Raw genomic sequence first — 26,960 nt, forward strand, 5'->3', positions numbered from 1 at the left:
TGACCGAATCGATGGTTCCGGACTGACCGCGAGGAATGGTGGGATACGGGGACGCATGCAGATTTCTTTCCTGATTCACAATGCGTATGGGATCGGAGGGACGATCCGCACCACGTACAACCTCGCCAACACCCTGGCCGAGCAGCACGACGTGGAGGTCGTGTCGGTCTTCAGGCACCGCGACGAGCCCGTCTTCACGCCCGACCGCCGCGTCCGGGTGCGTCACCTCGTGGACATCCGCAAGGACTCGCGGGGTTACGACGGCGACGATCCCGCGTTCACGCAGGCGTCCGCGGTCTTCCCGCAGCAGGAGGGGCGCTACGACCAGTACAGCGCGCTCACCGACCGGCGCATCTCCGAGCACCTCGCGAGCGTCGAGGCGGACGTCGTCGTCGGCACCCGGCCGGGGCTCAACGTGCACCTGGCGAAGGAGACCCGGCGCGGCCCGCTGCGCGTCGGGCAGGAGCACCTCACGCTCGACACCCACACGCCGGGGCTGCGGCGCCGGCTGCGCAGCGTCTATCCGCGCCTGGACGCCCTCACCACGACCACCGAGGCGGACGCCCGCGCCTACCGCGACGGGATGCGGCTGCCCGGCGTCCGCGTCGAGGCCATGTCGAACCCGGTGCCCGCGCCGGGCATCACGCCCGCCGACGGCGACGCGAAGTGGGTCGTGGCCGCCGGGCGGCTCGCCCCGGTGAAGCGTTACGACCTGCTGATCAGGGCCTTCGACAAGGTGCGCGCCGAGCGGCCCGACTGGCGCCTGCGCATCTACGGAGCGGGCAAGCAGAAGGACAAGCTGCGCACCCTCATCGACGAACTCGGCCTCTACAACCACGTGTTCCTCATGGGCCCCGCCAACCCCATCGAACCGGAGTGGGCGAAAGGTTCCGTCGCCGCGGTCACCTCGACCTTCGAGTCGTTCGGCATGACGATCGTCGAGGCGATGCGCTGCGGGCTGCCCGTGGTCGCCACCGACTGCCCGCACGGCCCCGGCGAGATCATCGACGACGGAGTCGACGGACGCCTCGTCGAGGTCGGCAACGTCGACGCGATCGCCGGCGGCCTGCTCGAACTCATCAACGACGACCGGCGGCGCCAGGAGATGGCGGCGCGCGCCCTCACCAGCTCCGAGCGCTTCGACCCGGCCAGGATCGCCGAGCGCTACGAGGCGCTCTTCGGCTCGCTCACCGGGCGCGGCGGTTCCGTGAACCTGCTGCACCGGGCCCGCGGCTCCCTGCTCGGCGGCGCCTACGCCGTACGCGACGCGAGCCGCGCCATGTTCAGGTCACCGGGAAAGGGGCGCACCGCATGACACCGCTGGCCACGCCCGCCTCCGCATTCGGGTCTGACGACAGGACCGTCTTCATGGCACCCCGCGCCGACTGCATCGCCGACTCCGCCGGCGGCCTCACCTTCGACGTCACCGACCACGGTGCGTCCGGCCCCGCCCACCTCGTGCTCCTGGAACGCGGCAGGGAACAGGAGGTCCGCCTCCCGCTCGCCCCGGTCGGCGACGGACGGCTGCGTGCCTCGCTGCCGATCGGCGTCGCGCTGCCCGAGGGACGCTGGGACGCGTACGCGCAGGTCGACGGGGGAGAGCCGGTGCGCCTCGAACCCGGGGTGAACGATCTGCGCTCGCTCGTGGACCGGGCGCCGAGCGGATCGCGCGGCTACGTCGCCGTCCGTATCCCGTACGCCACGAAGCACGGGAACCTCTCGGTACGCAGCTGGCATCGCGCCCCGCACGCCGAAGCCGGTGAACTGCTCATATCGGGTGCGGAGTTGACCGTGTGCGGGCGGGTCTACGGCACGCCGTGCACACCCAAGGCGTACGCCGAGGTACGGGCGCGGGACGCCGCCGGGACCGTGCTGCGCGGGGAGCTGGACGTGGCCGTCGACGCCGGGGCCGGGACCGGGTTCGTGGTGCGGATCCGGTACGACGAGCTCTCCGAGGGGCGCTGGGATCTGTGGGTGCGGCCGGGCGGCGAGGACGGGCCCGAGGTGCGGGTGGCTCGGTTGCTCGACGACATCGCCGACAAGAAGCCGATCTTCGCCTATCCGGTGACCCGGGTTGAGGTCGGGGGGCGGGAGCTGGGGGCCGAGCCGTATTACACCGCGGACAACGATCTTTCCGTTGTGGTGCGTGCGGTGACGGACTAGGGCCTGTCCGGCGGATCCGCCGGACAGGCCCTAGTCGCCGGGGGCGTCTCCCGCCGTTCCCCGCGCCCCTGACGGGGCACAATCGGCGCATGCTTGAGACCTCCGCCCGGTTGTTGCGACTGCTCTCTCTTCTTCAGGCCCACCGGGAGTGGTCCGGGCCCGAGTTGTCCTCGCGGCTCGGGGTCAGTGCGCGGACCGTGCGGCGGGACGTCGAGCGGTTGCGGGAGCTCGGCTATCCGGTGAACGCCAGCCCGGGGACCGGGGGCGGGTACCAGCTGGGCGTGGGGGCCGAGTTGCCGCCGCTGCTGCTCGACGACGACGAGGCCGTCGCCGTCGCGGTGGGGCTGCGGACGGCCGCGGGGCAGGGGATCGCCGGGATCGGGGAGACCTCCGTACGCGCCCTCGCCAAGCTGGAGCAGGTGCTGCCGCACCGGCTGCGGCGACGGGTGGGCGCCCTGAACGCCTACACCGTGCCCATGCTGCGCGGCGCCGGAGCCGCCGCCGTCGACCCCGGCGTGCTCAGCGAACTCGCCGCCGCCTGCCGGGACATGGAGCGGCTGCGGTTCGCGTACGTGGGACACGGAGGCGAGGAGAGCCGGCGGACCGTGGAGCCGCTGCGGCTCGTGTGCAGCGAGCGGCGCTGGTACCTGGTGGCGTGGGACGTGGAGCGGGACGACTGGCGGACCTTCCGCGCCGACCGCATCACGCCCAGGCCGCCGCACGGGCCGCGTTTTCAGCCGCGTACACCCCCTGCCGACGACCTCGCCGCGTACGTCTCCCGTGGCGTCTCCACGCGCGCGTACGCGACCGAGGCGGTGGTGCGGCTCCTGGTGCCGGTGGAGGAGGCGCGACAGCGGATCTCGCCCACCGCCGGGGTCCTGGAGGCCGACGGCGAGCACAGCTGCCTGCTGCGCACCGGAGCCGTCAGCCTCGACGTGATGGTGTGGCACATCGCCTCGGTCGGCTACGAGTTCGAGGTCGTCGAGCCGGACGGGCTCGCCGACTCCCTCAGGTCGGTTCGGGACCGTCTGGACCGTGCACTGCGGCGGTCGTCGACGACTGAGGATGCTCCTCGAACGCCGCGAACTCCGGATGGTGCAGATCGAACGCCGGGGACTCCGAGCGGATCCGGGGCAGCGTGACGAAGTTGTGCCGGGGCGGCGGGCAGGACGTCGCCCACTCCAGGGAACGGCCGTAACCCCAGGGGTCGTCGACCTCGACCTTCTCGCCGTACTTGGCCGTCTTCCAGATGTTGTAGAGGAACGGCAGCGTCGACAGTCCCAGGACGAAGGCGCCCAGGGACGAGATCGTGTTCAGGGCCGTGAAGCCGTCCGCCGCCAGGTAGTCCGCGTACCGGCGCGGCATGCCCTCCGCGCCCAGCCAGTGCTGCACCAGGAACGTGGTGTGGAAGCCGACGAAGAGCGTCCAGAAGTGGATCTTGCCGAGGCGTTCGTCGAGCATCTTGCCCGTCAGCTTCGGCCACCAGAAGTAGAAGCCGCCGAACGTCGCGAAGGCGACCGTGCCGAAGACCACGTAGTGGAAGTGCGCCACGACGAAGTACGTGTCCGAGACGTGGAAGTCCATCGGCGGCGAGGCCAGGATGACGCCGGTCAGGCCGCCGAACAGGAACGTCACCAGGAAGCCGACCGACCACAGCATCGGGGTCTCGAAGGACAGCGACCCCTTGAGCATCGTGCCGGTCCAGTTGAAGAACTTCACGCCCGTCGGCACCGCGATCAGGAACGACATGAACGAGAAGAAGGGGAGCAGTACCCCGCCCGTCACGAACATGTGGTGCGCCCACACGACCACCGACAGGCCCGTGATCGCCATCGTCGCGCCGACCAGCATCGTGTAGCCCCAGATCGGCTTGCGGCTGAAGACCGGGATGATCTCGCTGATGATGCCGAAGAAGGGCAGCGCGATGATGTAGACCTCGGGATGGCCGAAGAACCAGAACAGGTGCTGCCAGAGCAGCGCGCCGCCGAACTGGGCCTCGAAGACGACCGATCCGAAGCGGCGGTCCGCCTCCAGACAGAGCAGCGCGGCCGCGAGAACCGGGAACGCGAGCAGCACGAGGATCGATGTGAACAGCGTGTTCCACGTGAAGATCGGCATCCGGAACATCGTCATGCCGGGCGCCCGCATCCCGATGATCGTGGTCAGGAAGTTCACCGAGCCGAGGATCGTGCCGAACCCGGAGAGCGCGAGCCCCATGATCCACAGGTCGGCGCCGAGACCGGGGGAGCGGGTCAGGCTGTTGAGCGGCGCGTACGCGAACCAGCCGAAGTCGGCGGCCCCGCCCGGCACGACGAGCGAGCCGAGGACGATCAGGCCGCCGAAGAGGAACAGCCAGTACGAGAGCATGTTCAGGCGGGGAAACGCGACGTCGGGGGAGCCGATCTGCAGCGGCATGATCTCGTTGGCGAACCCGGCGAACGTCGGGGTCGCGAAGAGCAGCAGCATGATCGTGCCGTGCATCGTGAAGAGCTGGTTGTACTCCTCGTTGCTCAGCACCTGCAGCCCGGGGCGGGCGAGTTCGGCCCGCATCAGCAGGGCCATCAGCCCGCCGACCAGGAAGAAGCCGAAGGCCGTGATCAGGTAGAGGTGGCCGATCTTCTTGTGGTCGGTGGTGGTCAGCCAGTCGACGACGATGCGGCCAGGACGCCGCTCCCGGACCTGTTCCGCGGTGTGCGGTCCCGCCTCGACCCCGGTCGTTCCCATCGCTTGCCCCCTCGCCGCGCGCGCCTCGGGCCTGCTTCGAACTCCCGCCATGATGCTCGCGCCGACCCCGCCGCGACAGGGGGCGTACCCCTCTTTGTGGCATGGACAGGCAATTCCCGGACGACCTCAACTCGCCTGCCCGGCCGCCCGATTCGGAATGGCGAGAGAATGCGCGGAGCCGGTGGCGAGAATTGGCCGGGCGGCTTCGAGACAGTTATTGCGCGGCGATGCGGAATTCCGCGTACCGAGGCGCCTCGGTGGCGGGAAGGGGCCGCGTAAGAAGTAAGCAGAAAGTAAGGAACCCCTCGAACGTGTGAGGGAGTTCCGGGGAAACGACGCGTCGCGATTCGTCGTGATCTTGTGACGGAAGTGTGACAGTCGGACCCTGCGGCGGGGGTAGGGCGGGCGAACCTGGCGTCGCCCGAGCGCACCGCCTACGGTGGCCGTATGGCACCCATACCGGGATCACAGCCCCCGCCCGCAGAACCTCAGGACACCCCCGACGCCTACGTCGGCCTCGACGCGGAGAGCGCCGAGCGGCAGGCCCGCGGCCGGGGCTGGTCGGCCGTCCGGCAGCTGCCGCCGGGGGCGATCATCACCATGGAGTACCGCGCGGGGCGGCTGAACTTCGAGGTCCGCGACGGCACGGTGACGCGCTGCTGGAAGGGGTGACGCTCCCTCCGGTCCGAGCATGTGCGAAGGCCCCCCGAGCCGTTGGGCTCGGGGGGCCTTCGTCGTGCGGGGAGGTTGTGCGTACCGGCCCCGCTGTTCTTGGGACACCGCAGTGGGAGTGGTGCGGCTACGCCCGCTGCGGGTTCGTCGCGGCGGCTCGCGCCGTTGCCCGCGCCCCTTCGGGGCGCCTGCTGCCCGCCGGTGACACGGGTGTGCGTGGCGTGTGCGGGCCCTGTGGCAGCAGCGCCGAGGGGCGGGCGGTCGAGCGGGTCGCGCCGACCGGCTCCCGGGAACGTGCCGGGGCCGGTGCCGGGAGGGGCGTGGCGGGCGAACCGGCGCGGGAGCGGCCGCTCCACACGCGGTCGCGCACCGCGAGGATCCGGGCCTCGATCTTGGCGACCAGCGGCTCGCACCAGGGCAGCGCGAGCAGGATCAGCAGGCCCGCGGCCCAGCCCAGAAGCACGTCGCTCAGCCAGTGCGTACCGAGGTAGACGGTGGTCAGGCCGACGCTGAGGGAGATCACCGCGGAGACCGCGGAGAGCCAGCGGCGGGCCCGCGGGGTGGAGGCCAGGTAGGCGAGGATGCCCCAGGTCACCACAGCGTTCGCGGTGTGGCCCGAAGGGAATATGTCGCCGCCCTGCCACATCTCGTTCGAGCCGATCAGGGTGGCGTAGTGCGGTCCGGCCCGGCCCATGCCGTACTTGGCCGCGCCCACCGTCGCGTTGAGCAGGAGCAGCGCGGTGCCGAACATCAGCAGCGGCCGCAGTGTGTGCTGCCGCCACGAGCGCCAGCCCAGCCACGCCGTCACCATCACCGCGGTCGGGCCGCGCTGGCCGAGGACCACCCAGTAGTCCAGGAACGCGTGAATCTCCGGCCACTGCTGGTAGGGCCGGAAGAACATGACCTGCCAGTCGAACGCGACCAGCCAGGACGTGGCGAGCACGGCCACCACGATGGTGAGGTAGAAGGACAGGGTCAGCCCGAAGAGCACGACCCGGTGCCGGCTCATCGTGGGCATGCCCACGTGAGTCGGCCGTTCGGGCTCGCGGTCGAGCCGGGCGAAGACCCGCTCGACTCGGCGGGTCAGGTTTCGTTCGGTACGCACCCAATCGACGCTACAGCGACCGCGCGGTGGGCCGGCCCGAATCAGAGGCTTTGTGATGACGATGTGATGTGGGATTGATCTCAGCACGAGGTTTATTCCCCGGAAACCGATAATCGGTGAGCGCCGTTCCCGTGAATTCAGAGATCGTTCTCGTGATCTCGTTATATGCAGCTTATGAATCCGTTCACCGCTCGCTGGCACGGAATTCTCCGTCCGGTCAGGGGGCGGGCGCGGTCGATCACGGCGGCCCCGAGCCGTTCAGCCAGAACGCCCCGTAGCCCGCCGAGATCAGCGCGAGCCCGCCGACCACCCACACCGACCTGCTGATACGCCACCGGGCCAGCGCCACCGCGAGCGGCAGCAGCAGGGGGAACGCGGGCAGCATCAGCCGCGGCTTCGATCCGAAGTACCCCGAGGAACACAGAGCAAGCGCGAGAACGATGCCCGTGTAGACGAGGAGTGGCACCGGCTGGCGCTGCCGTACCCCGATCACGTACAGCCAGATGACGAGCGCGACCCCGACGATCAGACCGGTCCCGGCGAGCGCCCCGGGAAGTGACGTGAACTTGTCGGCGACGAACCGGGCGAAGGCCACGCCGCCGTCGAAGCCGTTGCCCCACTGCCCCTGCACGTCGAGATAGCCGAGGAGCAGGTCCCCGGTGCGGTGCCCGACCCACAGGACGTACGCGGCCGCGCCCGCCGGCGCGAGCACCACCCCGGCCACGAGACGCCACCCCGCTCGACGCTCGCGCCGCACCCACAGCGCGGCCGCCACCCAGACCGCGGCCACCACGGCCGCGCCGACCGGCCGGGTCAGCCCGGCGAGCGAGGCGAGCAGGCCGGCCGTCACCCAGTGGCGTCGCAAGGTCGCGTACAGTCCCCACGCCGCGAGCGCCGTGAACAGCGCTTCGCTGTACGCCATCGACGCCACGATGCCGACCGGCAGCGCTCCCCACAGGACCGCGAGCGTGATCCCCGTCCGGCGTCCGTACAGGTGGTCGCCGACGGCGAAGATCCCCCACGCCGCCGCGAGCGACGCGAGCCAGCTCACCACCATGCCCGCCTGGCCGTACGAGAGCGGGGTGAGCTCCGACACCAGGCGCTCCAGCCAGGGCAGCAGCGGGAAGAACGCGAGGTTCGAGTGGACACTGCCGTCGGGCAGCGTCACCGACCAGCCGTACCCGTGCTCGGCGACCCGGGTGTACCAGAGGGAGTCCCAGCGCGCGGTCAGCAGCGTCAGCCAGCTCTTGCCCTCGGCCGCGCTCCACAGGGCTAGCGCGAGCAGGCCGAGCGCGCGCACCCCCGCGTACCCGAGCAGGGCCGGGGCCGCCCGCCGCGGCGTGGGCCCCTCTTGCCGGTCTTGTCGATCAACGTCCGTCACGGCCCCGATTATCGGCGCTCGCCGCTCGGCTTCCGTGCGGCACCCCCTTCCGGCGAGTGGCGCACGCCACACGGGTCGCACCGCTCCATGAGAGCTCTGCCACGTGTCAGTGGCCTGAACTCGCGTACTCTGACGGCTCACTCGCCTTTCGCTGCGGGGCCGGGAGAACGCTCCTCCCGACCGGAGACCGAGGGACATCCCCAGCCCCCGGATCCGCCGAACGCGAGGACCACTGGGAGGTACGCACATGTCCGGGACGAGCACGGCCGCCGGGCGGCTGCGTGCGCGGCTGGCCGCCACGGGCGTCCGCACCAATCGCTGGGTCGTCCTTGTCGTCCTGTGCACGAGCCTGCTCCTGGTCGCACTCGACTCGACCATCCTGTACGTGGCTCTGCCCTCGGTCACCGAGGACCTCAAGCCCACCTCGGTCGAGCTGCTGTGGATCGGTGACGCGTACCCGCTGGTGTGCGCCTCGCTGCTGATCCTCTTCGGCACGCTCGGCGACAGAGTCGGCCGCCGGAAGATCCTGCTGCTCGGGTACGCCCTGTTCGGCGCGGCCTCCGCGCTCGCCGTGTTCTCCGACACCGCGCAGGTGCTCATCGCGGCCCGCGCGCTGCTCGGCATCGGCGGCGCGATGATCATGCCCGCGACGCTGTCGATCCTGCGGGACGTCTTCCCCGACCGGCACGAGCGGGCCGTCGCCATCGGCGTGTGGACCGCGGTCGCCGCGATCGGCGCCGCCACCGGACCCGTGCTCGGCGGCTTCCTCGTCGAGCACTACTGGTGGGGCTCCGTCTTCCTCATCAACATCCCGCTGATGGCCGTCATGCTGCCGCTGTGCCGGGTGCTCGTGCCCGAGTCCAAGGGGCGGGCGGACGGGCCGTGGGACCTGTTCGGCGCGCTGCTCGCCGCGCTCGGTGTGCTCGGTGTCGTGTACGGCATCAAGGAGTTGGGCATCGAGCGCGATCTGCTGGCGCCGGGTGCGGTGCTGCCGTTCCTGGCGGGCATCGTGCTCCTGATGCTGTTCGTACGGCGGCAGCGGCGCCGCGAGCACCCACTGATCGACATGCGCCTCTTCACGCGCGCCGCGTTCTCGACGTCCGTCGGCTGCATCGTCATCGCCATGCTGGCGCTGGTGGGCCTCGAGCTGATCGCCGTCCAGTACCTGCAGCTGGTGCTCGGGCTCAGCCCGCTGGAGACCGGTCTGCGGATGCTGCCGCTGACGTTCGCCGCGATGATCGCGGGCGTGCTCGGCTCCGCCAATCTGCGCCGCTTCGGGCCGCGCGGCATGGTCTCGTCCGGCTTCGCGCTCACCGCCTGCGCGGTGCTGCTGCTGTGCCTGATGGGCGAGCAGGACCGGCCGTGGCTGTTGAGCTTCGGCTTCATACTGCTCGGCTTCGGCTTCCAGACCACGCTGTTCGGGGCCTACGAATCGATGCTCACGGAAGCCCCGGCCGACGACGCAGGGGGCGCCGCCGCCATCGGTGAGACCTCGTACCAGCTCGGCGCGGGCATGGGCATCGCGCTGCTCGGATCGGTGATGAACGCCGCGTACGCGCCCGGCCTCTCCCACGTCACCGGGGTGTCGGGGACGGCGAGCGGCGCCGCGGGGAACTCGCTGGGGGAGGCGTACCAGGTCGCCGCGCGGCTCGGGGGCGCGACGGGGCACGCCCTGCGGGACGCCGCGCGCGCCGCCTTCGTGCACGGCCTGCACGTGACGCTGATCGTCAGTGCGGTGCTGCTGTTCCTCGGCGCGGTGGCCGCGCTGCGACTGCCCCGCCGGATGGAGTGCGAAGCACCGCCCGCAGAGGTCACCGCCCCGCGCAGGCCGTCACGCACCGAGTCGCCGGTCGTCTGACCGGGGGTGCGGGCCCGGCGGAGGCCGGTTGATTGCCCGGGGCCGCCCGTCCGGCCGGGGCCGGCTGTTGGACCGTGGCGGGGCGTCCGACAAGGGGCCCGTCCGACAGTGGCGGGTCTTCCGCCTGCGGTCGGCCGCCTGGTCGTGTGGGGCTGTCCGGTGGTGGTTGCCGTCCGACCGGGGCCGGCTGTCTGGCCATGGCGGGCGTCCGGCCGTGGCGGGGCGTCCGGGAAGGGCTCGCCGGACGAGGCCGACCCTGCCCGATCGTGGTGGGGCGTCCGGCGGGGGTGGGGCGTGCGCGTGCGGTTGGCTGCCTGGTGGTCGTTGCCCGTCCGACCGTGGCTGGCCGCGCCTGACCATGCGTGGCTGATGGCCCACGGTGGGTCGTCCCGTGGTGGTCGGTCGTGCGGCCGGGGCCGGGGCCGGCCGTCGGGCCGTGGTGGGTCGGCCGTGGGCGGCTGTCCGACCGGTTGGTCGTCCCGCGGTGGTGCCCGTACGACCGTGCCTGCCTGGTCGCGGCTGGTCGACCGGCGGTTGCCCGTCCGGCCGTGGTCGGCCGTCCAGCGGTGATCGGTCGTTCCGCCGTGACCGGCTGTTCTGTTGTGGGCGGGTGGCCGGGCGCGCGTGGGCGCCTGGTCGTGGGTGGTCGTCCGACCGTCGGGTGGGCGGGGACCGCGACCGCCCACCCGACGGTCAGCTCTGGTTGAAGAAACCGTCCTGCTGAACCTTGGCATCCCGGCCCGACACGATCTCCGTGTCCGCGGGGGTCAGCAGGAAGACCCGGGTCGCGACCCGGTCGATCGAACCGCGCAGGCCGAAGATGAGCCCCGCCGCGAAGTCGACGACGCGCTTGGCGTCGGCCGGCTCCATCGACGTGAGGTTCATGATGACCGGGACGCCGTCCCGGAACATCTCCCCGATCCGGCGCGCGTCCCTGAAGCTGTCCGGGGTCACGGTGCCGATGCGCCGGCCCGTCTCCTCCGCCTTGTCCTCGGCGACCTTCACGCGCGGGTCCGTCACCCAGGCGGCAGCGCCTGCGGCGGGCTCGGGGCCCTCGTCGTAGTCGTCGTCGTAGTAACGCTCGTCATCGTTGTCGTCGACGAGGCCAAGCCAAGCACTCGCCTTGCGCACCGATCCCATGGACGCCTCCTCTCACAGCGGTTCCTCTGAGTTCCGCATGTTGTGCATCCCAATGTTCATCCATGATGCGGATACCGCGCCAAGTGGATAGTCGCCGCGCGGGGTTTTCGTGACGGTACTGGTGCAGAGTCAACACGGTGTTGCCCCGGCGTTCCCAAGGGCTGTACGGGCTCCGGCTGCTGACTGTGAGTGAAATATGATTCTTCGCGGCGTATGGGTGACCTCCGGTGCGTACGGGTGAACGAGGAAGCGTACGACGGGTCGATACGATGCCGTCGTTCACGGTCACTTGGGCCTCGACGGGATCCGCCGGTCCCGTCGACGCACCGAGTTGACGCTTCGTCATCCGGCGCACGGGGGAGTCGCCTTGTTCGGGATCGTCCGGCCCTGCAGCCATCGGCTCGGGGAACATCTCAAGACCCAGTGGATGGCCCATCTCTGCGGCCTCTGTCTGGCGCTGCGCGGTGACCACGGGCAGTTCGCCCGGGTCGTCACGAACTACGACGGTTTGCTGGTATCGGTTCTGACGGAGGCTCAGGCCGAGCGGTCCGGGACGGCCGGGGACTGGCGGCGGCAGGCCGGACCCTGCCCGCTGCGCGGCATGCGGACCGCGTCCGTGGCGCAGGGCGAGGGGGCACGGCTCGCGGCGGCCGTCTCGCTCGTGCTCGCCTCCGCGAAGGTGCGCGACCACGTCGACGACCGGGACGGGCTGTTCGCCCGCAGGCCGGTCGCCCTCGCCGCCCGGAAGGTCGCGGCGAGCTGGGGCCGGGCCGGGGCGCGGACGGGAACCGACGTCGGGTTCGACACGGCGGTGCTGCTCGACGCCGTCGAGCGGCAGGCCGGGATCGAGGCGCTCGCCGGACCCGGTACGTCCCTGCTGACGATCACCGAGCCGACCGAGACCGCGACCGCCGCCGCCTTCGCGCACACGGCCGTGCTCGCCGGACGGCCGCACAACGCCGAACCGCTCGCCGAGGCGGGCCGGCTCTTCGGGCGGCTCGCGCATCTCCTGGACGCCGTGGAGGATCTGACCGAGGACGCCGCGTCGGGCGCCTGGAACCCCCTGGCCGCCACCGGCACCGGCCTCGGCGAGGCGCGGCGGCTCGCCGACGACGCCGTGCACGGGATCCGGCTGGCGCTGCGCGAGGTCGACTTCGTGGACGCGAAGCTGGCGCATCTGCTGCTCGCGCACGAGGTGGGCCGCTCGGTGGACCGGGTGTTCGGGGTGACCGGGGCGTGCGCGCACGCCGGCGGGCACTCCGGAGGGCAGGGTGGCTGGGCGCCGACCGGGGCGCCCGGGAGTCCGTACGTGCCGACGGGATCGGGCGCGTACGAGTCCAACAATCCCTACGGGGGCGGCAACCCGGGCGGCCCCGGCCCCGGCGGGTTCGGCGGGCCTGGCGGTCCCGGTGGGCCAGGTGGCCCCGGTGGCTTCGGTGGCGGGCCCTCCTTCCAGCCGCCCAAGCCCGGCAAGCGTGGCTTCCTCGCGGGGTGCGCCGTCGCCGTCGGGCTCTGCTGCACCTGCAAGGTGTGCTGCGCCGACGAGTTCGAGGGGCCCTGGTCGCGCAAGAAGCGGGAAGGCTGCTGCACCAACTGCGACTGCCCGGACTGTTCGTGCTGCGAGGCCTGTTCGTGTTGCGAGTGCTGCTCGTGTTGCGACTGCGGGCTGTGAGGCAGTGGCCCTGTATACGAGGCCGAGGGGGCCGAACGCCGGTGGCCGGGTCACCTGCGTGCCTTCGATGAGGCTGTTTCCGGGGCGTAAAACAAACACATGATCCGGTGACCGCAGTGCGAGAGATGTCGTTGGCCGGGCGCAGAAGCAGCGTTTCTGCCCCATCAACTGGCCCTCTCCATAAGGCACTTCAGTGGATCTCCAATCGCCGGCCTGGTTCAAGGCCGTCTCGTCCGGGACGGCCTCGTCCCGGACAGCCCCGTCCAAACCCAGAACCAACAGGACCATCCGTACGCGGCTGCTGCGCATCCTCGGACTCGCGCTCGCCGTGCTCCTCGCCCTCCTCGGGGTCTTCGCCGCCGAGCAGATCTCCGGCTACCGGGGCGCCTCCGCCACCGCGGCCAACGCACGCCTGGAGATCACCCTGCAGGGGCTCGTCCACGAGATGCAGAAGGAGCGTGGACTCACCACCGGATACGTCGGCGGCGTCCGCCAGTTCAGCGCCAAGCTGCCCGCCCAGCGCAAGGCCACCGACACCGCCCGCACCGCCCTGGAGGACGCGCTCGCCCGGGACGGCGGGTCCGCCGAGGCGCAGGACGCGCTCGGGCGGCTCGGCGGGCTCGCCAAGATCCGCAGGAGCGCGGACGGCGGCACGGGGCAGGTCAAGGCCACCTTCGACTACTTCACCGACACCATCGCCGAGCTGGTCAGGGCCGGCCGCGGCCTCGGCGACGTGGACGACGCGCGGCTGCGCGACGCCTACCAGTCGCTCCAGGTCCTGGGCACCGCCAAGGAGTTCATGGGCCAGGAGCGCGCCATCGTGCTCGGCTCCGTGCGGGCCGGCGGGCACTTCCGCGGTACCGACTACAGCCGGTTCATGGAGATCAGGTCCGGCCGGCTCGCCGCGCTGACCTCCTTCCCGCGCACCGCGACCGAGGCACAGCGGCACCGGCTCGCCGCCGCCTTCGCCACCCCCGACGCCGAGCGCGCCCTGGTGTACGAGTCGACCGCCGTGCGCGGCGCGGGCCGGCTCGCCGCCCGTGACGTCCCGCCCATGGCCTGGTGGGACACGATGACGTCGACCATCAACGGGCTGCGCGACGTGCAGATCTCGATCGGTGCCGACGTCGAGGCGCGGGCCGCCGAACTGGAGAGCGCGGCCCAGCGCGACCTGCTGCTCTTCGTGCTGCTCGCGCTCGCCGTGATCGGCGCCCTCGGCGCCCTCGCCTACGACTGTGTACGGTCCGTCTCCGCGCCGCTCAGCGGGCTCGCCCAGGAGGCCCGCGAGGTCGCCGGGGTCCGGCTGCCGCGGGCCGTCGCCGATGTGCAGGCCGCGTCCGGCGGCGCGGCGCCCGCACCGCCCGCGCCGCTCGGGCTCGACGCCCGGGCCGGCGCCGAGGTGCGCGAGGTGGCCGACGCCTTCGACAAGGTGCAGCGCGCCGCTTTCGACCTGGCCACCGAGCAGGCCGTGCTGCGCAGGAACGCCACCGAGTCGCTGGTCAGTCTCGGCCGGCGCAACCAGAACCTGGTGCGTCGTCAGATCGGCTTCATCAACAAGCTGGAGCACGAGGACGCCGACCCGGACACCCTTGCCAACCTGTTCGAACTCGACCACCTGGCCACCCGTATGCGCCGCAACGCCGAATCGCTGCTCGTGCTCGCCGGGGAGTCGAGCCCCAGGACCTGGGCGACCCCGCTGTCCGTCACGGACGTGCTGCGGGCCTCCCTCTCCGAGGTGGAGGAGTATCGCCGCGTCACCCTGCGCCGGGTCGAGCCCACGCAGGTATCCGGCTCCGTCGTCGCCGAACTCGCCCACCTGCTGGCCGAGTTGGTGGAGAACGCGCTGAGCTTCTCGCCGCCGGACTCGGACGTGGAGATCGAGGGGCGGCGCACCAGCGCCGGCTATCTCATCGCCATCGTCGACCACGGGCTCGGCATGGACACCCAGGCCCTCGCCGAGGCCAACGTGCGGCTCTCCGGCACCGCCAGTTTCATGGCCGAACCCACCCGGTTCCTCGGCCACTTCGTGGTCGGCGCGCTCGCCCGCAAGTGCGGCATCGAGGTGCGGCTCGGTGAGGCGCCCGCCGCCGGTGTGGTGGCCCGGGTGCTGATCCCCGCCACGCTCCTCACCGAGTCGGACGCGTCGGCACCGAAGACGGTGACACCGAAGGCGGCGGCCGCGAAGGCGATGGCGGAGGAAGCCGCTGCCGACGCGGCCGATGCCCTGCTGCCCTCCCCGCGCAAGGAGTTGGCGCCGACCGGAGCCGCCCCCGCGGCCAGGTCCGCGTCCGCGTCCTCCTCCGCTTCCTCCTCCGCGCCCGCCTCGTCGGCCGCCCGCACCCGCAACGGGCTCGTCAAGCGCCCGCAGCGCAGCTCCATCGCGAAGGCCGTGAACGAGACCGGTGCGTCCACCCGGCCCGCCCCCGAGGCGCCCGCCGTGGAACGGAGCCCCGAGGACGTCTCCGGAATGCTGTCCGGGCTGCGCAGTGCCCATATGCGCGGCGGTATCAGCGTGGAGCGGGAACGGGCCGCCCAAGAAGGAGCCAAGCAGGAGACCGGCGAAGGGCAGGGCGACAAGTGACCACCGTCGACATGCGGGGCGACTCGCAGACCTTCAACTGGCTGCTCGCCAACTTCGTCCGCCACACCGACGGAGTGCGGGACGCCGTCGCCGTGTCGTCGGACGGGCTGCTCATCGCCGTGTCCGAGGGCCTCGGGCGGACCGAGGCCGACCATCTGGCCGCCATCGTCTCCGGACTCTCCAGCCTCGCGCGCAGCGCGTCCAAGCGGTACAGCTTCGACGGGGTGAAGCTCATCATGATCGAGATGGGGCGCGGCTTCCTGCTCGTCTCCGCGATCCGGGACGGCTCCTGCCTCGGGGTGCTCGCCGACAGCAGCGGTGAACTCGGGCTCGTGGGCTACGAGATGGCCGTGCTCGCCGAGCGCGCCGGGGACCTGCTCACGCCCGCGCTCATCGCCGACCTGCGGGAGACGCTGCCGCGATGAGCGAGTCCAGCGGGTCCGGCGGGCCCGGTGAGAGCGGTGAGTCCTTGGAAGCGTTCGTACGCCCCTTCATCATCACCGGCGGGCGCGCGCTGCCCGCCCAGGCCGATCTGCGCCTGGAGACCCTCGTGGTCGCGGTGGGCGTCCCGGACGGCGGCGCGGTGCCGCTCGCGTTCGAGCACCAGCGCATCGTGACGATCTGTCGGGAACCCACCACGGTCGCCCACGTGGCCGAGGCCATCGGCGTGCCGCTCGGTGTCGCCAAGGTGCTCATCGCCGACCTCGTCGTCGGCGGCCGGCTGTCCTGCTCGCAGCCTGCCGAGCTGCCGCTCCATACGCTCGAAAGGATCAGGGACCATGTCAGGGCGCTCTGAACGCGTTGCTCCGCTGGCCGTGAAGATCGTGATCAGCGGTGGGCTCGGGGTCGGCAAGACCACCTTCATCGGGGCCGTCTCCGAGATCGAACCGCTCGACACCGAGGCAGCGATCACTCAAGTCTCGGTCGGCGTCGACTCGCTGGACGGCGTCGAGGGGAAGACGACCACGACGGTCGCCCTCGACTTCGGGCGGATCACCCTCGATCCGACGATCGCGCTGTACCTGTTCGGTACGCCCGGGCAGGACCGGTTCTCGTTCCTCTGGGACGACCTGGTGGAAGGGGCGCTCGGCACCGTGGTGCTCGTCGACACGCGGCGTATCGAGGACTGCTTCCCCGCGCTCGACTACTTCGAGGCGCACGGTGCGCCGTTCGTGCTCGCCGTGAACCGGTTCGACGGGTCGGAGCGGTTCGAACTCCAGGAGATCCGGGAGGCGTTGGGGGTCGGCGACGGGGTGCCGGTCGTCGAGTGCGATGCGCGGGCGCGGGCTTCGGTCCGGGATGTGCTCGGGGCGCTCATGGACCAGGTCATCGGGGTGCGGACCCGGGGGCGGCGGGTGCCGGCGATGTCTCGTTGACCCGGGTCGCCCCCGGCCCCGCTTCTTCCTCCGGCGGGGTCGGGGGCGCCTGTTCGTGTGACGGGTGCGCTTTCGTGGGCGGGTGCGGGTGCGGGTGCGGGTGCGTGGGGGCTTCTCGCGCAGTTCCCACCGGCCCTGAAGCGAGCTCCGCTCGCCCAGGGGCGCGGGGAACTGCGCGAGAAGCCCCCACCGGCCCGCGGACGACGAGCTACTCAGTCCTTGATCTCCGGCGGGGAGATCTGCGACTTCCCGATCGCCGACGGAGTCGTACCCCACTTGGCGAGGATCTTCCGGTACGTGCCGTCCGCGATCAACCTGTTCACCGCGGAGCGGAACGCGGGGGCGAGCGGCGTGCCCTTCTTGAAGGCGAAGCCGACGTCCAGGCGGTGGAACTCGTTGAGGAAGCGCAGGCCCTGCTGGTGGGCGACCCCGTAGCGCAGGCCGTTGATCGTGCTCATCACCACGTCGGTGCGGCCCTGCTGGAGCGAGGACCAGATCGCGCTCGGCTCCGCGTACGTCTTCACGTCGTACGCCTTCTTGCCCGCGGCCTCGCACTGGCTCTTGTTCTCCTCCAGCGTCGCCTCGAAGGTGGTGCCCGCGCCGGTCGCCACGTTCAGGCCGCACAACTGCTTGAGGTCGGTGACCTTCTTCAGGTCGCTGTCCTTGCGCACGGCGAAGCCCTGACCGTCGTTGATGTACGTGACGAAGTCGATCGTCCTGCGGCGTTCGTCGGTGACGCCGAAGTTGCCGGTACCGAGGTCGTACTTGCCGCTGTCGAGCGCGGGCAGGATCGCCTCGAAGCTCGCGACCTCCCGGTCGAGCTTGATGCCGAGCACCTTGGCGACCGCGTTCGCGAAGTCGACGTCCTGGCCGACGACCGTCTTCCCGTCGGGCAGGTAGGTGGAGTTCGGCGGGTTGCCGCCGACACTGACCGCGATCTTGAGCCGGCCGCTCTCGCGGACGTCGGCGGGCAGCAGCTTCGCCGACGCGGGGTCCTTCGCGACGGACGACACCACGTCCCGGGTGGGAATCTTGTCGTTCGCCGCGGCGGCGGGCGCCGCGTCGTCCGCGCCGCCGCCGGAGCCGCAGGCGGTCAGGCCCAGGGCGGCGACAGTGATCAACGCGAGTACGGAGGCATGGGTGGAGGAACGCATGGCGTGGAGTTCTGCCCTTCGGTGACAACACAGAGGGAACCGGCTACGCGAGGGGAGGGTGCAGCAGGGTGAAGGCGCGTCCGTGTGCGGACGCGATGAAGTGAGGAAAGTGCGGCGAACAGCCGTGGGACGACGCGCTCAGAGGCGTCGGAAGGGCATCAACAGGACGCGGACCACACTCGACCGAAGTCGATGTGGGAGCGCGTGACCAGCCACTGCTGCGGATGCATGGGGCTTAGTGGAACAGGCATCCGGTGCGGCGTCAACTCACTTGAGACGCACGGCTCATACTCTGGACAGCCTTGACAGGCGGTGTGACAGGACCCGTACTCTCGGTGCGGGACCGCTGCTGAGGGGCTCGGCCCACATCAGGTGTGAAGGCAGAACCGTGCTGGACGGGATTCCAGCCGACGGAGCCTCCCCATGTCATCGGACACCCTCGCCTCCTCAGGCAGCCCGGCCAAAGCGCCGCCCGCCACCGCTCCCCGCGCCGTGCCGCGTGTCGTCCCGCGCCGCCGCACCGGGCAGTGGATCGCCGCGGCCGCCGTGCTCGCCCTGCTCGGCCTCGCCGTGAACTCGGTGCTGCGCAACGACGCGTTCCAGTGGGGCGTCGTCGCCGACTACTTCACCACCGCCTCCGTGCTGCGCGGACTCTGGCTCACCCTGTGGCTGACCGCGCTCGTCATGGCGCTCGGCTTCGCCCTCGGCACCCTGCTCGCCGTCATGCGGCTGTCCGCCAACCCCGTGCTGCGCGCGGTGAGTTGGGGGTACGTGTGGCTGTTCCGGTCGATGCCCATCCTGGTGCAGCTGTTGTTCTGGTTCAACATCGGCGCCCTGTACCCGCACCTGTTCGGGGTGAAGACCGTCGACCTCTTCGGGCCGGTCACCGTCGCCATCATCGGGCTGACCCTGCACGAGGCCGCGTACGCCGCCGAAGTGGTGCGCGGCGGCATCCTCTCCGTCGACCGCGGGCAGATAGAGGCCGCCCAGGCGCTGGGCCTGAGCCGCTACCGGCGGTGGCGCCGGATCGTGCTCCCGCAGGCGATGCGGGCCATCGTGCCGCCGGCCGGGAACATGCTCATCGGCACCCTCAAGGGCACCTCCATCGTCAGCGTCATCGCCGTACAGGACCTGCTGTACTCGGTGCAGCTCGTCTACCACCGCACGTACCAGGTCATTCCGCTGCTGCTCGTCGCCACCATCTGGTACGTCGTGGTGACCTCGCTGCTCAGCGTCGGGCAGTACTACGTCGAGCGGCACTACGCGCGCGGGACGCAGCGATGAGTCCCGTACGGCAGTCCCTGGTGATCGTGGGGGCCGGGCCGCGGGGAACCGGGATACTGGAGCGCATCGCCGCCAACTCCCTCGACAGCGAAGGTGAGTTCGCGCTCGACGTGCACCTCGTCGATCCGTACCCGCCGGGCGGCGGGCGCATCTGGCGGCAGGAGCAGTCGCCGCTGCTGTGGATGAACTCGCAGGCGCAGGACGTCACCATGTTCACCGACGAGACGGTGGAGGTGGCCGGTCCCGTGGTGCCGGGACCCGTGCTGCACGAGTGGGCCGGCATCGACGGGCGGACCTTCGCCGACCGGCGCCGGCAGGGCGGCTATCTGCGGTGGGTGTACGAGCGGGCCGTCGCCCGGCTGCCCGAGGGGGTCGCCGTCCACCACCACGCGCGGCGCGCGCTGCGCGTGGGCGGACCCCGGCACGGACGCCAGCAGGTGTGGCTGGAGGGGCGGGCGCGGCCGCTGCTCGCCGATGTCGTCGTCCTCGCGCAGGGGCACCTCGACGCCGAACTCGACGACGAGCAGCAGGCGTTGAGCGCGTACGCCGTACGGCACGGTCTGGTGCACCTGCCGCCGGACTTCACCGCCGACACCGACCTGAGCGCGCTCGCGCCGGGCCAGGACGTGCTGGTGCGCGGCTTCGGCCTCGCCTTCGTCGACCTGATGGTGCTGCTGACCGAGGGGCGCGGCGGACGGTACGAGGAGGACGCCCGGGGAGAGGTGGTGTACCTGCCGTCCGGGCGGGAGCCCGTGCTGCACGTCGGCTCGCGGCGCGGGGTGCCGTACCACTCGAAGCTCGGCTACGACTGGGACGCCGAGGCGGGGGAGCGGCCACCGCTGCCGCGCTTCCTCGGGCCCGCGCAGATCGACGAACTCCTCGCACGGGACGGCGGGTTCGGCCCCGACGACTTCCGGCGCGACGTGTGGCCGCTCATCGACAAGGAGCTCGGCTACGCCCACTACCACCGGCTCTTCACCGCCCACCCCGAGCGGACGAACCTCTCCTGGGCGGTCTTCGAGGAGAAGTACGCCGCCGCGCAGCCGCTCGGCGCCGAACTGCGGGACCTCGTCGCCTCCGCCGTGCCCGACCCGGCCGACCGGCTCGACCTCGCCGCCCTCGACCGCCCGCTCGACGGGGTGCGACACGCCTCGTACGAGGAGCTGCAGGAGGGGCTGCGCGGCTACATCACCGCCGACCTGGAGCGCCGCCACGACCCCGCGCACAGCCCTGACCTGGCCGTCTTCCTCGGGCTGCTCTCCGTGTACGGACAGCTCACGCGGCTCGGCGACGTCGGCCCGTGGTGGCACGGATTCTTCAGCTACCTCGCGTCCGGGCCGCCCGGACCGCGCCTGCGCCAGCTGCGCGCCCTGTCCCGCGCGGGCGTCGTGAAGTTCGTCGGCGCCGACATGCGGGTCGAGGCGGCCGACGGAGTCTTCCGCGCCACCAGCGCCTCGGTGCCGGGTGCGCGCGTCGAGGCCCGCGCGCTCGTCGAGGCCCGCCTGCCGCAGCCCACGCTCGCCCGCACCCGGGACGTCCTCCTGCGCGAGCTGCACGAGGAGGGCGCACGGGCAACTGCCGCCGGACTCCTGGCCGTCGACTCCGCCGACGGACGGATTCTGTACCGCGACGGCTCCACGCACCCGCGCCGCTTCGCCCTCGGCCCGCACACCGACGCGCGCGGCGCCGGGGCCTTCACCCGGCCGCGCACCAACAGCCCGTCGTTCCGGCAGAACGACGCCACGGCCCGCGCGATCCTCGCGCTCCTGCGCGACCTCTCCTGTCGCGCCACCGCCGCCTGAGCCGTCGCCGCCCCGTACCTCCCCGTCGCCCTTCCCTCATGAGGACCCGTATGTCTCTGACCAGCGATCCACCCCGCGACAAAACCGTCACCCCGGTGCCGGACGACGACTACACGCACCTGAAGGTCGTCCCCGTACGCCACCCCTGGCGCTGGATCGCCATCGTCGCGACCGCCGTGCTGCTCGCCCAGTTCGTCCACGGCCTGGCCACCAACTCCGGCTGGGAATGGGAGGTGTTCGCCGAGTTCTTCACGGCGGACGTCATCCTCAAGGCCGTCTGGACCACGCTCCAGCTCACCTTCTACGGCACGGCACTCGGCTTCGCGCTCGGCATCGTCCTCGCCTTCATGCGCCTGTCGAGCAGCAGGTTCCTGCGGACGGTGGCGTTCGGCTACATCTGGGCGTTCCGCTCGATCCCGCTGATCGTGCAGCTGCTGTTCTGGTTCAACCTGGCTTATCTGTACAAGGAGTTGACCTTCGGGATCCCCTTCGGGCCCGGCTTCTTCGCCTTCGACACGATGGGGCTCGTCGGCGCCATGAGCGCGGCCGTGCTCGGGCTCGCCCTGCACCAGGCCGCGTACGCCGCAGAGATCGTGCGCGGCGGCGTGCTCGCCGTCGACGGCGGCCAGTTGGAGGCGGCCGCGGCCCTCGGCATCCCGCGCCTGCGGCAGATCCGCCGCATCGTGCTGCCACAGGCGATGCGGTCGATCCTGCCCAACGCCGCCAACGAGGTCATCTCCCTCTTCAAAGGCACCTCGATCGTCTCCGTCATGGCGATCGGCGAGCTCTTCTACCAGGTGCAGGTCATCTACGGCCGCAACGGCCGCGTGGTGCCCCTGCTGATGGTCGCCACCGCCTGGTACGTCCTCCTGACCAGCGCGCTCTCCGTACTCCAGCACTACGTGGAGCGCCACTTCGCGAAAGGTGCCACCCGATGAGCGCCCCCGCCCCCGTCGCCGCCCCCATGGTCGACATCAAGTCCGTGCACAAGAGCTTCGGCTCGCTGGAGGTGCTGCGCGGCATCGACCTGGAGGTGCGTGCCGGCGAGGTCACCGTCGTCCTCGGCCCGTCCGGCTCCGGCAAGTCGACGCTGCTGCGCACCATCAACCACCTGGAGAAGGTCGACAGCGGCTGGATCAGCGTCGACGGCTCCCTCGTCGGCTACCGGCGCTCCGGGGACAAGCTGTACGAGCTGCGCGAGCGCGAGATCCTCAAGCAGCGCACCCGCATCGGCTTCGTCTTCCAGAACTTCCACCTCTTCCCGCACCTCACGGTCCTGGAGAACGTCGTCGAGGCGCCCCTCTCCGCGCTGAAGCGCCCCCGCGCCCAAGTCCTCGAAGCGGCACGGAAGCTGCTCGACCGGGTCGGGCTCGCCGACAAGGCCGACACCTACCCGCGCCGGCTCTCCGGCGGCCAGCAGCAGCGCGTCGCCATCGCCCGGGCCCTCGCCCTGGAACCCAAGCTGCTGCTGTTCGACGAGCCGACGTCCGCGCTCGACCCCGAACTGGTCGGCGAGGTCCTCGACGTCATCCGGGACCTGGCGCACCAGGGCACCACGATGATCGTCGTCACGCACGAGATCGGCTTCGCGCGCGAGGTCGCCGACACGGTCGTCTTCATGGACGAGGGCCGCATCGTCGAGCAGGGCGCCCCCGGCGACGTACTGGACGCGCCGCGCGAGGAACGCACCCGCACGTTCCTCTCGAAGGTCCTCTGACCTCTCGGCATCCCTTCCCCATCATCACTTCGAGGAGTACGCACATGCTGTCCCGCCGCACCCTGACCGCCTCCGTCGCCGCACTCGCCCTCGCCCCGCTGCTCGCCGCCTGCGGGGGTGACAGCGACGCCGCCACGACTACGAACGGCGGCGGCACCAAGAAGGTCGGCAACATCAACATAGGGCCCGACCAGAACCGCATCCGCGGCAAGAAGGTCGACAAGATCGCCGCTCTGCTGCCGGCGGCCGTCCGCAAGCGCGGCACGCTGCGGCTCGGCGGCAGCGCCGACGCCTCGCCACCGCTCGGCTTCTTCGCGACCGACGACAAGACCCGGATCGGCTCCGAGATCGACATCGCCACCCTCGTCGCCGACACGCTCGGGCTCAAGGTCCAGCAGGAGCTGGTGAGTTGGGAGAACCTCTTCGTCGGCCTCGACAGCGGGAAGTTCGACGCCGTCTTCTCCAACGTGACGGTCACCGAGGAACGCAAGGAGAAGTACGACTTCGCCACCTACCGGCTCGACAACATCGCCTTCGAGGCGAAGAAAGGCACGAGCTGGCGGGTCAAGGGACCCGCGGACGTCGCGGGGAAGACCATCGCCGTCTCCTCGGGGACGAACCAGGAGAAGATCCTCGTCGACTGGAGCAAGCGGAACGAGAAGGCGGGGCGGGGGCCCGTCACCATCAAGTACTTCCAGAAGGACACGGACTACTACCTGGCGCTCCAGTCCGGGCGCATCGACGCCTACCTGGGCCCGAGTCCGGCCGCCGCCTACCACGTCGCGTCCGCCGGGCAGTCGCGGATCATCGGCACCATCTCGGGCGGTGGTGACCAGATCCAGGGGGAGATCGCGGCGACCACCAAGAAGGGGAGCGGGCTCGTCGACGCGTATGCCGCCGCGCTGAACCAGGTGATCTCGGACGGGTCGTACGCGCGGGTGCTGAAGCGGTGGGGGCTGTCCAGCGAGGCCGTGCCGAAGTCCGTGATCAACCCTGAAGGGTTGCCCAAGACGTAGGTGGGGGTCGCGACTTGCCGTCCTTCGGGCGCGGGTCTCGTCGTGGTTGCTCGCGCCCGCGCGACGGAGCCGCATATCGATACAGCCCCGCGCCCCCTACGGGGCGCCCCAGCCTCCCCCCTGCCGAAAGGTTCTCCCGTGCTTCATCTTTCCGCTGCCGTCGATCTCGTCGACACCTATGAACCCGCGCCCTATCTGGAGCTCGCCCGGCTCGCCGAGCACGGTGCGCTCGACTTCGTCACCCTGCACGACACCTTCGCCGCGCCCGGGCCCGACGCGCTCGCCGTGCTGTCGCGGCTCGCCCCGCGGACCTCCCGGATCGGGCTCGTGCCCACCGTCACCACCACCCACACCGAGCCGTTCCACGTCCAGGCCGCCGTCGCCACCCTCGACTGGGTGAGCCGCGGGCGGGCCGGGTGGCGGCCCGACGTGTCCCCGAGCGACGACGAGGCGCGGCTGTTCGGACGCAGGGACGCCGCGACCCCCGCCGACCTGTGGCACGAGGCCGGTGAAGTCGCCGACGTGGCACGGAAGTTGTGGGACAGCTGGGAGGACGACGCCGAGATCAGGGACGTCGACAGCGGGCGGTTCGTCGACCGGGAGAAGCTGCACCACGTCGACTTCGCGGGGCGGACCTTCTCGGTGCGCGGCCCGTCCATCGTGCCGCGGCCCCCGCAGGGCAACCCCGTCGTCGTCGTGGACGCCACCCAGCCGTACGCGTACGACGTCGCGGCCCGGCACGCCGACGTCGCGCTCGTCGGCGTCCCCGACCCCGCCCAACTCGCCGCCGCCCGCGCCGGGTTGCGGCGCCGCGCCGCCGAGCACGGCCGGGACCCGGACGGACTGAGGGTGCTCGCCGCCCTGCGCGTCGACCTCGGCGCCGGCGAGTACGCCGCCCAGCCCGGGCACGGGGGCGGGCCGCTGCCGACCGGCGAGGGGCCGGTCTACCGGGGCGGGCCCGTCGACCTCGCCGACCTGATCGCCGCCTGGTACCGCTCGGGCGCCGCCGACGGCTTCCACCTCACCCCGCTCGACCCGCGCCGCGACCTGGAACGCCTGGTCAACGGCACCGTGCCGCTGCTCCAGCACCGGGGCCTGTTCCGCACGTTCTATCCGGGCAGCACGCTCAGGGAGCACCTGGGGCTCGCCCGGCCCGTCAGCCAGTACGCCACCGTCGGGGAGCGATCATGACCCGCAACGTCCACCTCGCCGCCCATTTCCCGGGCGTCAACAACACCACCCTCTGGGCCGATCCCCGCTCGAAGTCCCAGATCGACTTCTCCTCCTTCGAGCATCTGGCCCGCACCGCGGAGCGCGGCCTGTTCGACTTCTTCTTCCTCGCCGAAGGGCTCCGGCTGCGTGAGCAGAAGGGCCGCATCCACGACCTGGACGTCGTCGGACGCCCCGAGTCGCTCACCGTGCTGAACGCGCTGGCCGCCGTCACCGAACGGCTCGGGCTCGCCGCCACCGTCAACGCCACCTTCAACGAGCCGTACGAGATCGCCCGCCGCTTCGCCTCCCTCGACCACCTCAGCGGCGGCCGGGCCGCCTGGAACGTGGTCACCTCCTCCGACGCCTTCACCGGCGAGAACTTCCGCCGCGGCGGTTACCTCGATCGCGCGGACCGCTACACCCGAGCCGCCGAATTCGTCGACCTTGCACGGGAGTTGTGGGACGCGGGCACCGAGCGCCCGTTCCGCCACCACGGGCGGCACTTCAGCGTCGAGGGCGACTTCACCGTGCCGCGCCCGCCGCAGGGGCACCCCGTCGTCATCCAGGCAGGGGACTCCGCCGAGGGCCGCGAGTTCGCCGCCTCCACCGCCGACGTGGTCTTTGCCGGCTGGGGGTCCGGGGGTCGTCCCCCGGGAAGACACAGCACCCGGCACGGCACCCTGGAGGCCGGGCAGGCCTTCTACGCCGACGTGAAGGCGCGGCTCGCCCGGTACGGACGCGACGAGGACGACCTCAAGATCATGCCCGGGGTCACCGTCGTGCTCGGCGACACCGCCGCCGAGGCCCAGGAGAAGGCCGCCGGGATCCGGCGCCAGCAGGTCTCCGCGCAGACCGCGCTGCTCACCCTGGAGCAGGTGTGGGGCGTCGACCTCTCCTCGTACGACCCGGACGGGCCGCTGCCCGACATCGACCCGGTGCCCGAGTCCAACCTCTCCCAGGGCCGGACCCGGCGCGGCGACGTCCTGGAGATCGCCGAGAAGTGGCGGGCCCTGTCCCGCGCCAAGGGCCTGTCCATCCGGCAGACCGTGATCGAGACGACCGGCCGGCAGTCGTTCATCGGGACGCCCGACGCGGTCGCCGCCGAGCTCGACGCCTTCGTGCAGGGACGCGCCGCCGACGGCTTCATCCTCGTACCGCATCTGACCCCCGGCGGCCTCGACGAGTTCGTCGACCGGGTCGTCCCGCTGCTCCAGGAGCGGGGTGCCTTCCGCACGGAATACGAAGGCGCCACTTTGCGCTCTCACCTGGGACTCCGCACGCCTGAAAGGACCCTCACCGCATGACCGACGCGACCGACGTCCCCGCCGCCGACGCCTTCGAGCAGTGGCAGGAGGAGCGGACAGCGTCCGTCTCCGCGCCCTACGGACCGCTCTCGCTCACCGGCACGCACTGGATCGACGACCATCCGGACGGCCGACTTCCGGCCATCCCCGGCACCTGGCGGGTGGACGGGGACACCGTCGTGCGCACCCTGGACGGCGAGGAGACACGGCTCGGCGCCGACGCGACCGTCACCCTCGGCGAGCGGCGGCTCGTCGTCATCGTGCGCGAAGGGCTGTGGGGCGTACGGGACTTCGATCCGGCCTCGCCCGCCCGCACCGCCTTCGTGGGCATCGACGCCACTCCGTACGACCCGGACTGGTCGGTGGAGGGCCGGTTCACCCCGTACGAGGGGGGACACACGGACATCCGCGTCGAGAACGCCGACGGCAGGAAGCGCGCGCTGGGGCTCGCCGGCGAACTGGCCTTCACGCTCGCCGGACAGGAGCACACGCTGCAGGTCGCGCAGCAGCCCGACGGCCGGCTGTGGGCCGTGTTCGCCGACGCCACCAGCGGGCGGAGCAGCTACCGGTTCCGCTTTCTGTACCCGCAGGCGCCCGACGCCGAGGGCCGCACCACCGTCGATCTCAACCGGGCGACGCTGCCGCCGTGCGCCTTCGCCGACCACTTCGTCTGCCCGTTCCCGCCCCCTGGCAACACGCTGACCGTGGGCGTCGAGGCGGGGGAGCGGAACCTGGCGACGGCCCCGTCCGTCTGACTCCGTACCGGTCCAGCCCCGGCGGCGTACGCACCGTAGCCACG

At 71.4% G+C, this 26,960-nt stretch carries 22 protein-coding genes and 1 pseudogene; 18 read left to right on the forward strand and 5 right to left on the reverse strand.

Annotated features, from left to right (window positions below):
• The first annotated feature begins 55 nt into the window (after positions 1-55).
• The 3 genes from B072_RS0123195 (at position 56) to B072_RS46745 (ending at position 3,305) form a co-directional block, all read left to right on the forward strand.
• On the forward strand, positions 56-1,315 hold the full coding sequence (locus B072_RS0123195; protein WP_018532373.1) for a glycosyltransferase family 4 protein: 1,260 nt from the start codon (positions 56-58) through the stop codon (positions 1,313-1,315).
• Positions 1,312-2,163, forward strand: coding sequence for a hypothetical protein (locus B072_RS0123200; protein WP_234018908.1), 852 nt, complete (start codon positions 1,312-1,314; stop codon positions 2,161-2,163). The genes B072_RS0123195 and B072_RS0123200 overlap by 4 nt, the downstream gene beginning before the upstream one ends.
• A gap of 89 nt (positions 2,164-2,252) precedes the next feature.
• Positions 2,253-3,305: a helix-turn-helix transcriptional regulator gene (locus B072_RS46745; protein WP_078506555.1), complete on the forward strand. Its 1,053-nt coding sequence runs from the start codon at positions 2,253-2,255 to the stop codon at positions 3,303-3,305.
• Here the strand turns inward: B072_RS46745 and ctaD are convergent.
• Positions 3,193-4,887: pseudogene (gene ctaD, locus B072_RS0123210) on the reverse strand (cytochrome c oxidase subunit I); the annotation flags it as partial. The gene B072_RS46745 and the pseudogene ctaD sit on opposite strands and share 113 nt — an antisense overlap.
• 447 nt (positions 4,888-5,334) lie before the next feature.
• Here ctaD and B072_RS0123215 point away from each other — a divergent pair.
• Positions 5,335-5,559: an I78 family peptidase inhibitor gene (locus B072_RS0123215; protein WP_018532377.1), complete on the forward strand. Its 225-nt coding sequence runs from the start codon at positions 5,335-5,337 to the stop codon at positions 5,557-5,559.
• A gap of 127 nt (positions 5,560-5,686) precedes the next feature.
• Here the strand turns inward: B072_RS0123215 and B072_RS0123220 are convergent, their stop codons facing one another.
• Together B072_RS0123220 and B072_RS0123225 are read right to left on the reverse strand one after the other, a co-directional pair.
• Positions 5,687-6,664 (reverse strand): phosphatase PAP2 family protein, encoded by a 978-nt coding sequence (locus B072_RS0123220; RefSeq protein ID WP_018532378.1) that lies wholly within the window; start codon positions 6,662-6,664, stop codon positions 5,687-5,689.
• Positions 6,665-6,902: 238 nt separating this feature from the next.
• Positions 6,903-8,045, reverse strand: coding sequence for a membrane protein (locus tag B072_RS0123225; protein WP_026246198.1), 1,143 nt, complete (start codon positions 8,043-8,045; stop codon positions 6,903-6,905).
• Between the two features lie 247 nt (positions 8,046-8,292).
• Between B072_RS0123225 and B072_RS0123230 the strand changes: the two genes are divergently transcribed.
• Positions 8,293-9,903, forward strand: coding sequence for an MFS transporter (locus B072_RS0123230; RefSeq protein WP_018532380.1), 1,611 nt, complete (start codon positions 8,293-8,295; stop codon positions 9,901-9,903).
• A 693-nt stretch (positions 9,904-10,596) separates the two neighbouring features.
• Here B072_RS0123230 and B072_RS0123235 read toward each other — a convergent pair.
• Positions 10,597-11,043: a cell division protein SepF gene (locus B072_RS0123235; protein ID WP_018532381.1), complete on the reverse strand. Its 447-nt coding sequence runs from the start codon at positions 11,041-11,043 to the stop codon at positions 10,597-10,599.
• A 367-nt stretch (positions 11,044-11,410) separates the two neighbouring features.
• Between B072_RS0123235 and B072_RS0123240 the strand changes: the two genes are divergently transcribed.
• The 5 genes from B072_RS0123240 (at position 11,411) to B072_RS0123260 (ending at position 16,672) form a co-directional block, all read left to right on the forward strand.
• Complete coding sequence (locus B072_RS0123240; RefSeq protein ID WP_018532382.1) at positions 11,411-12,715, forward strand: DUF5685 family protein; 1,305 nt, start codon at positions 11,411-11,413, stop codon at positions 12,713-12,715.
• A 193-nt stretch (positions 12,716-12,908) separates the two neighbouring features.
• Complete coding sequence (locus tag B072_RS43895) at positions 12,909-15,296, forward strand: ATP-binding protein (protein ID WP_078506556.1); 2,388 nt, start codon at positions 12,909-12,911, stop codon at positions 15,294-15,296.
• The gene (locus B072_RS0123250) at positions 15,293-15,721 is read left to right on the forward strand and encodes a roadblock/LC7 domain-containing protein (RefSeq protein ID WP_018532383.1); all 429 of its coding nucleotides are present in this window, start codon (positions 15,293-15,295) and stop codon (positions 15,719-15,721) included. Before B072_RS43895 ends, B072_RS0123250 begins: the two co-directional genes overlap by 4 nt.
• Positions 15,718-16,092 (forward strand): DUF742 domain-containing protein, encoded by a 375-nt coding sequence (locus tag B072_RS0123255; RefSeq protein ID WP_018532384.1) that lies wholly within the window; start codon positions 15,718-15,720, stop codon positions 16,090-16,092. The genes B072_RS0123250 and B072_RS0123255 overlap by 4 nt, the downstream gene beginning before the upstream one ends.
• Positions 16,076-16,672, forward strand: a complete 597-nt coding sequence (locus tag B072_RS0123260; RefSeq protein ID WP_026246200.1) for a GTP-binding protein — start codon at positions 16,076-16,078, stop codon at positions 16,670-16,672. Before B072_RS0123255 ends, B072_RS0123260 begins: the two co-directional genes overlap by 17 nt.
• A 212-nt stretch (positions 16,673-16,884) precedes the next feature.
• Here the strand turns inward: B072_RS0123260 and B072_RS0123265 are convergent, their stop codons facing one another.
• Entirely contained in the window at positions 16,885-17,826 is a 942-nt protein-coding gene (locus B072_RS0123265; RefSeq protein WP_018532386.1) for an ABC transporter substrate-binding protein, read from the reverse strand.
• Positions 17,827-18,249: 423 nt separating this feature from the next.
• On the opposite strand from B072_RS0123265, the gene B072_RS0123270 reads away from it, so the two are divergent.
• The 8 genes from B072_RS0123270 (at position 18,250) to B072_RS0123305 (ending at position 26,916) form a co-directional block, all read left to right on the forward strand.
• Entirely contained in the window at positions 18,250-19,110 is an 861-nt protein-coding gene (locus tag B072_RS0123270) for an amino acid ABC transporter permease (protein WP_018532387.1), read from the forward strand.
• The gene (locus B072_RS0123275; protein WP_018532388.1) at positions 19,107-20,912 is read left to right on the forward strand and encodes an FAD/NAD(P)-binding protein; all 1,806 of its coding nucleotides are present in this window, start codon (positions 19,107-19,109) and stop codon (positions 20,910-20,912) included. The genes B072_RS0123270 and B072_RS0123275 overlap by 4 nt, the downstream gene beginning before the upstream one ends.
• Before the next feature lie 50 nt (positions 20,913-20,962).
• Entirely contained in the window at positions 20,963-21,850 is an 888-nt protein-coding gene (locus B072_RS0123280) for an amino acid ABC transporter permease (RefSeq protein WP_018532389.1), read from the forward strand.
• Complete coding sequence (locus B072_RS0123285; protein WP_018532390.1) at positions 21,847-22,629, forward strand: amino acid ABC transporter ATP-binding protein; 783 nt, start codon at positions 21,847-21,849, stop codon at positions 22,627-22,629. The genes B072_RS0123280 and B072_RS0123285 overlap by 4 nt, the downstream gene beginning before the upstream one ends.
• A 44-nt stretch (positions 22,630-22,673) precedes the next feature.
• Entirely contained in the window at positions 22,674-23,645 is a 972-nt protein-coding gene (locus tag B072_RS0123290; RefSeq protein WP_018532391.1) for an ABC transporter substrate-binding protein, read from the forward strand.
• 138 nt (positions 23,646-23,783) lie between these two features.
• Positions 23,784-24,836 (forward strand): LLM class flavin-dependent oxidoreductase, encoded by a 1,053-nt coding sequence (locus tag B072_RS0123295; protein ID WP_018532392.1) that lies wholly within the window; start codon positions 23,784-23,786, stop codon positions 24,834-24,836.
• The gene (locus B072_RS0123300; RefSeq protein ID WP_018532393.1) at positions 24,833-26,161 is read left to right on the forward strand and encodes an LLM class flavin-dependent oxidoreductase; all 1,329 of its coding nucleotides are present in this window, start codon (positions 24,833-24,835) and stop codon (positions 26,159-26,161) included. Before B072_RS0123295 ends, B072_RS0123300 begins: the two co-directional genes overlap by 4 nt.
• Entirely contained in the window at positions 26,158-26,916 is a 759-nt protein-coding gene (locus tag B072_RS0123305) for a DUF1684 domain-containing protein (RefSeq protein ID WP_018532394.1), read from the forward strand. Before B072_RS0123300 ends, B072_RS0123305 begins: the two co-directional genes overlap by 4 nt.
• Positions 26,917-26,960 lie beyond the last annotated feature (44 nt).

The organism is Streptomyces sp. HmicA12 (assembly GCF_000373565.1).
GTDB lineage: Bacteria > Actinomycetota > Actinomycetes > Streptomycetales > Streptomycetaceae > Streptomyces.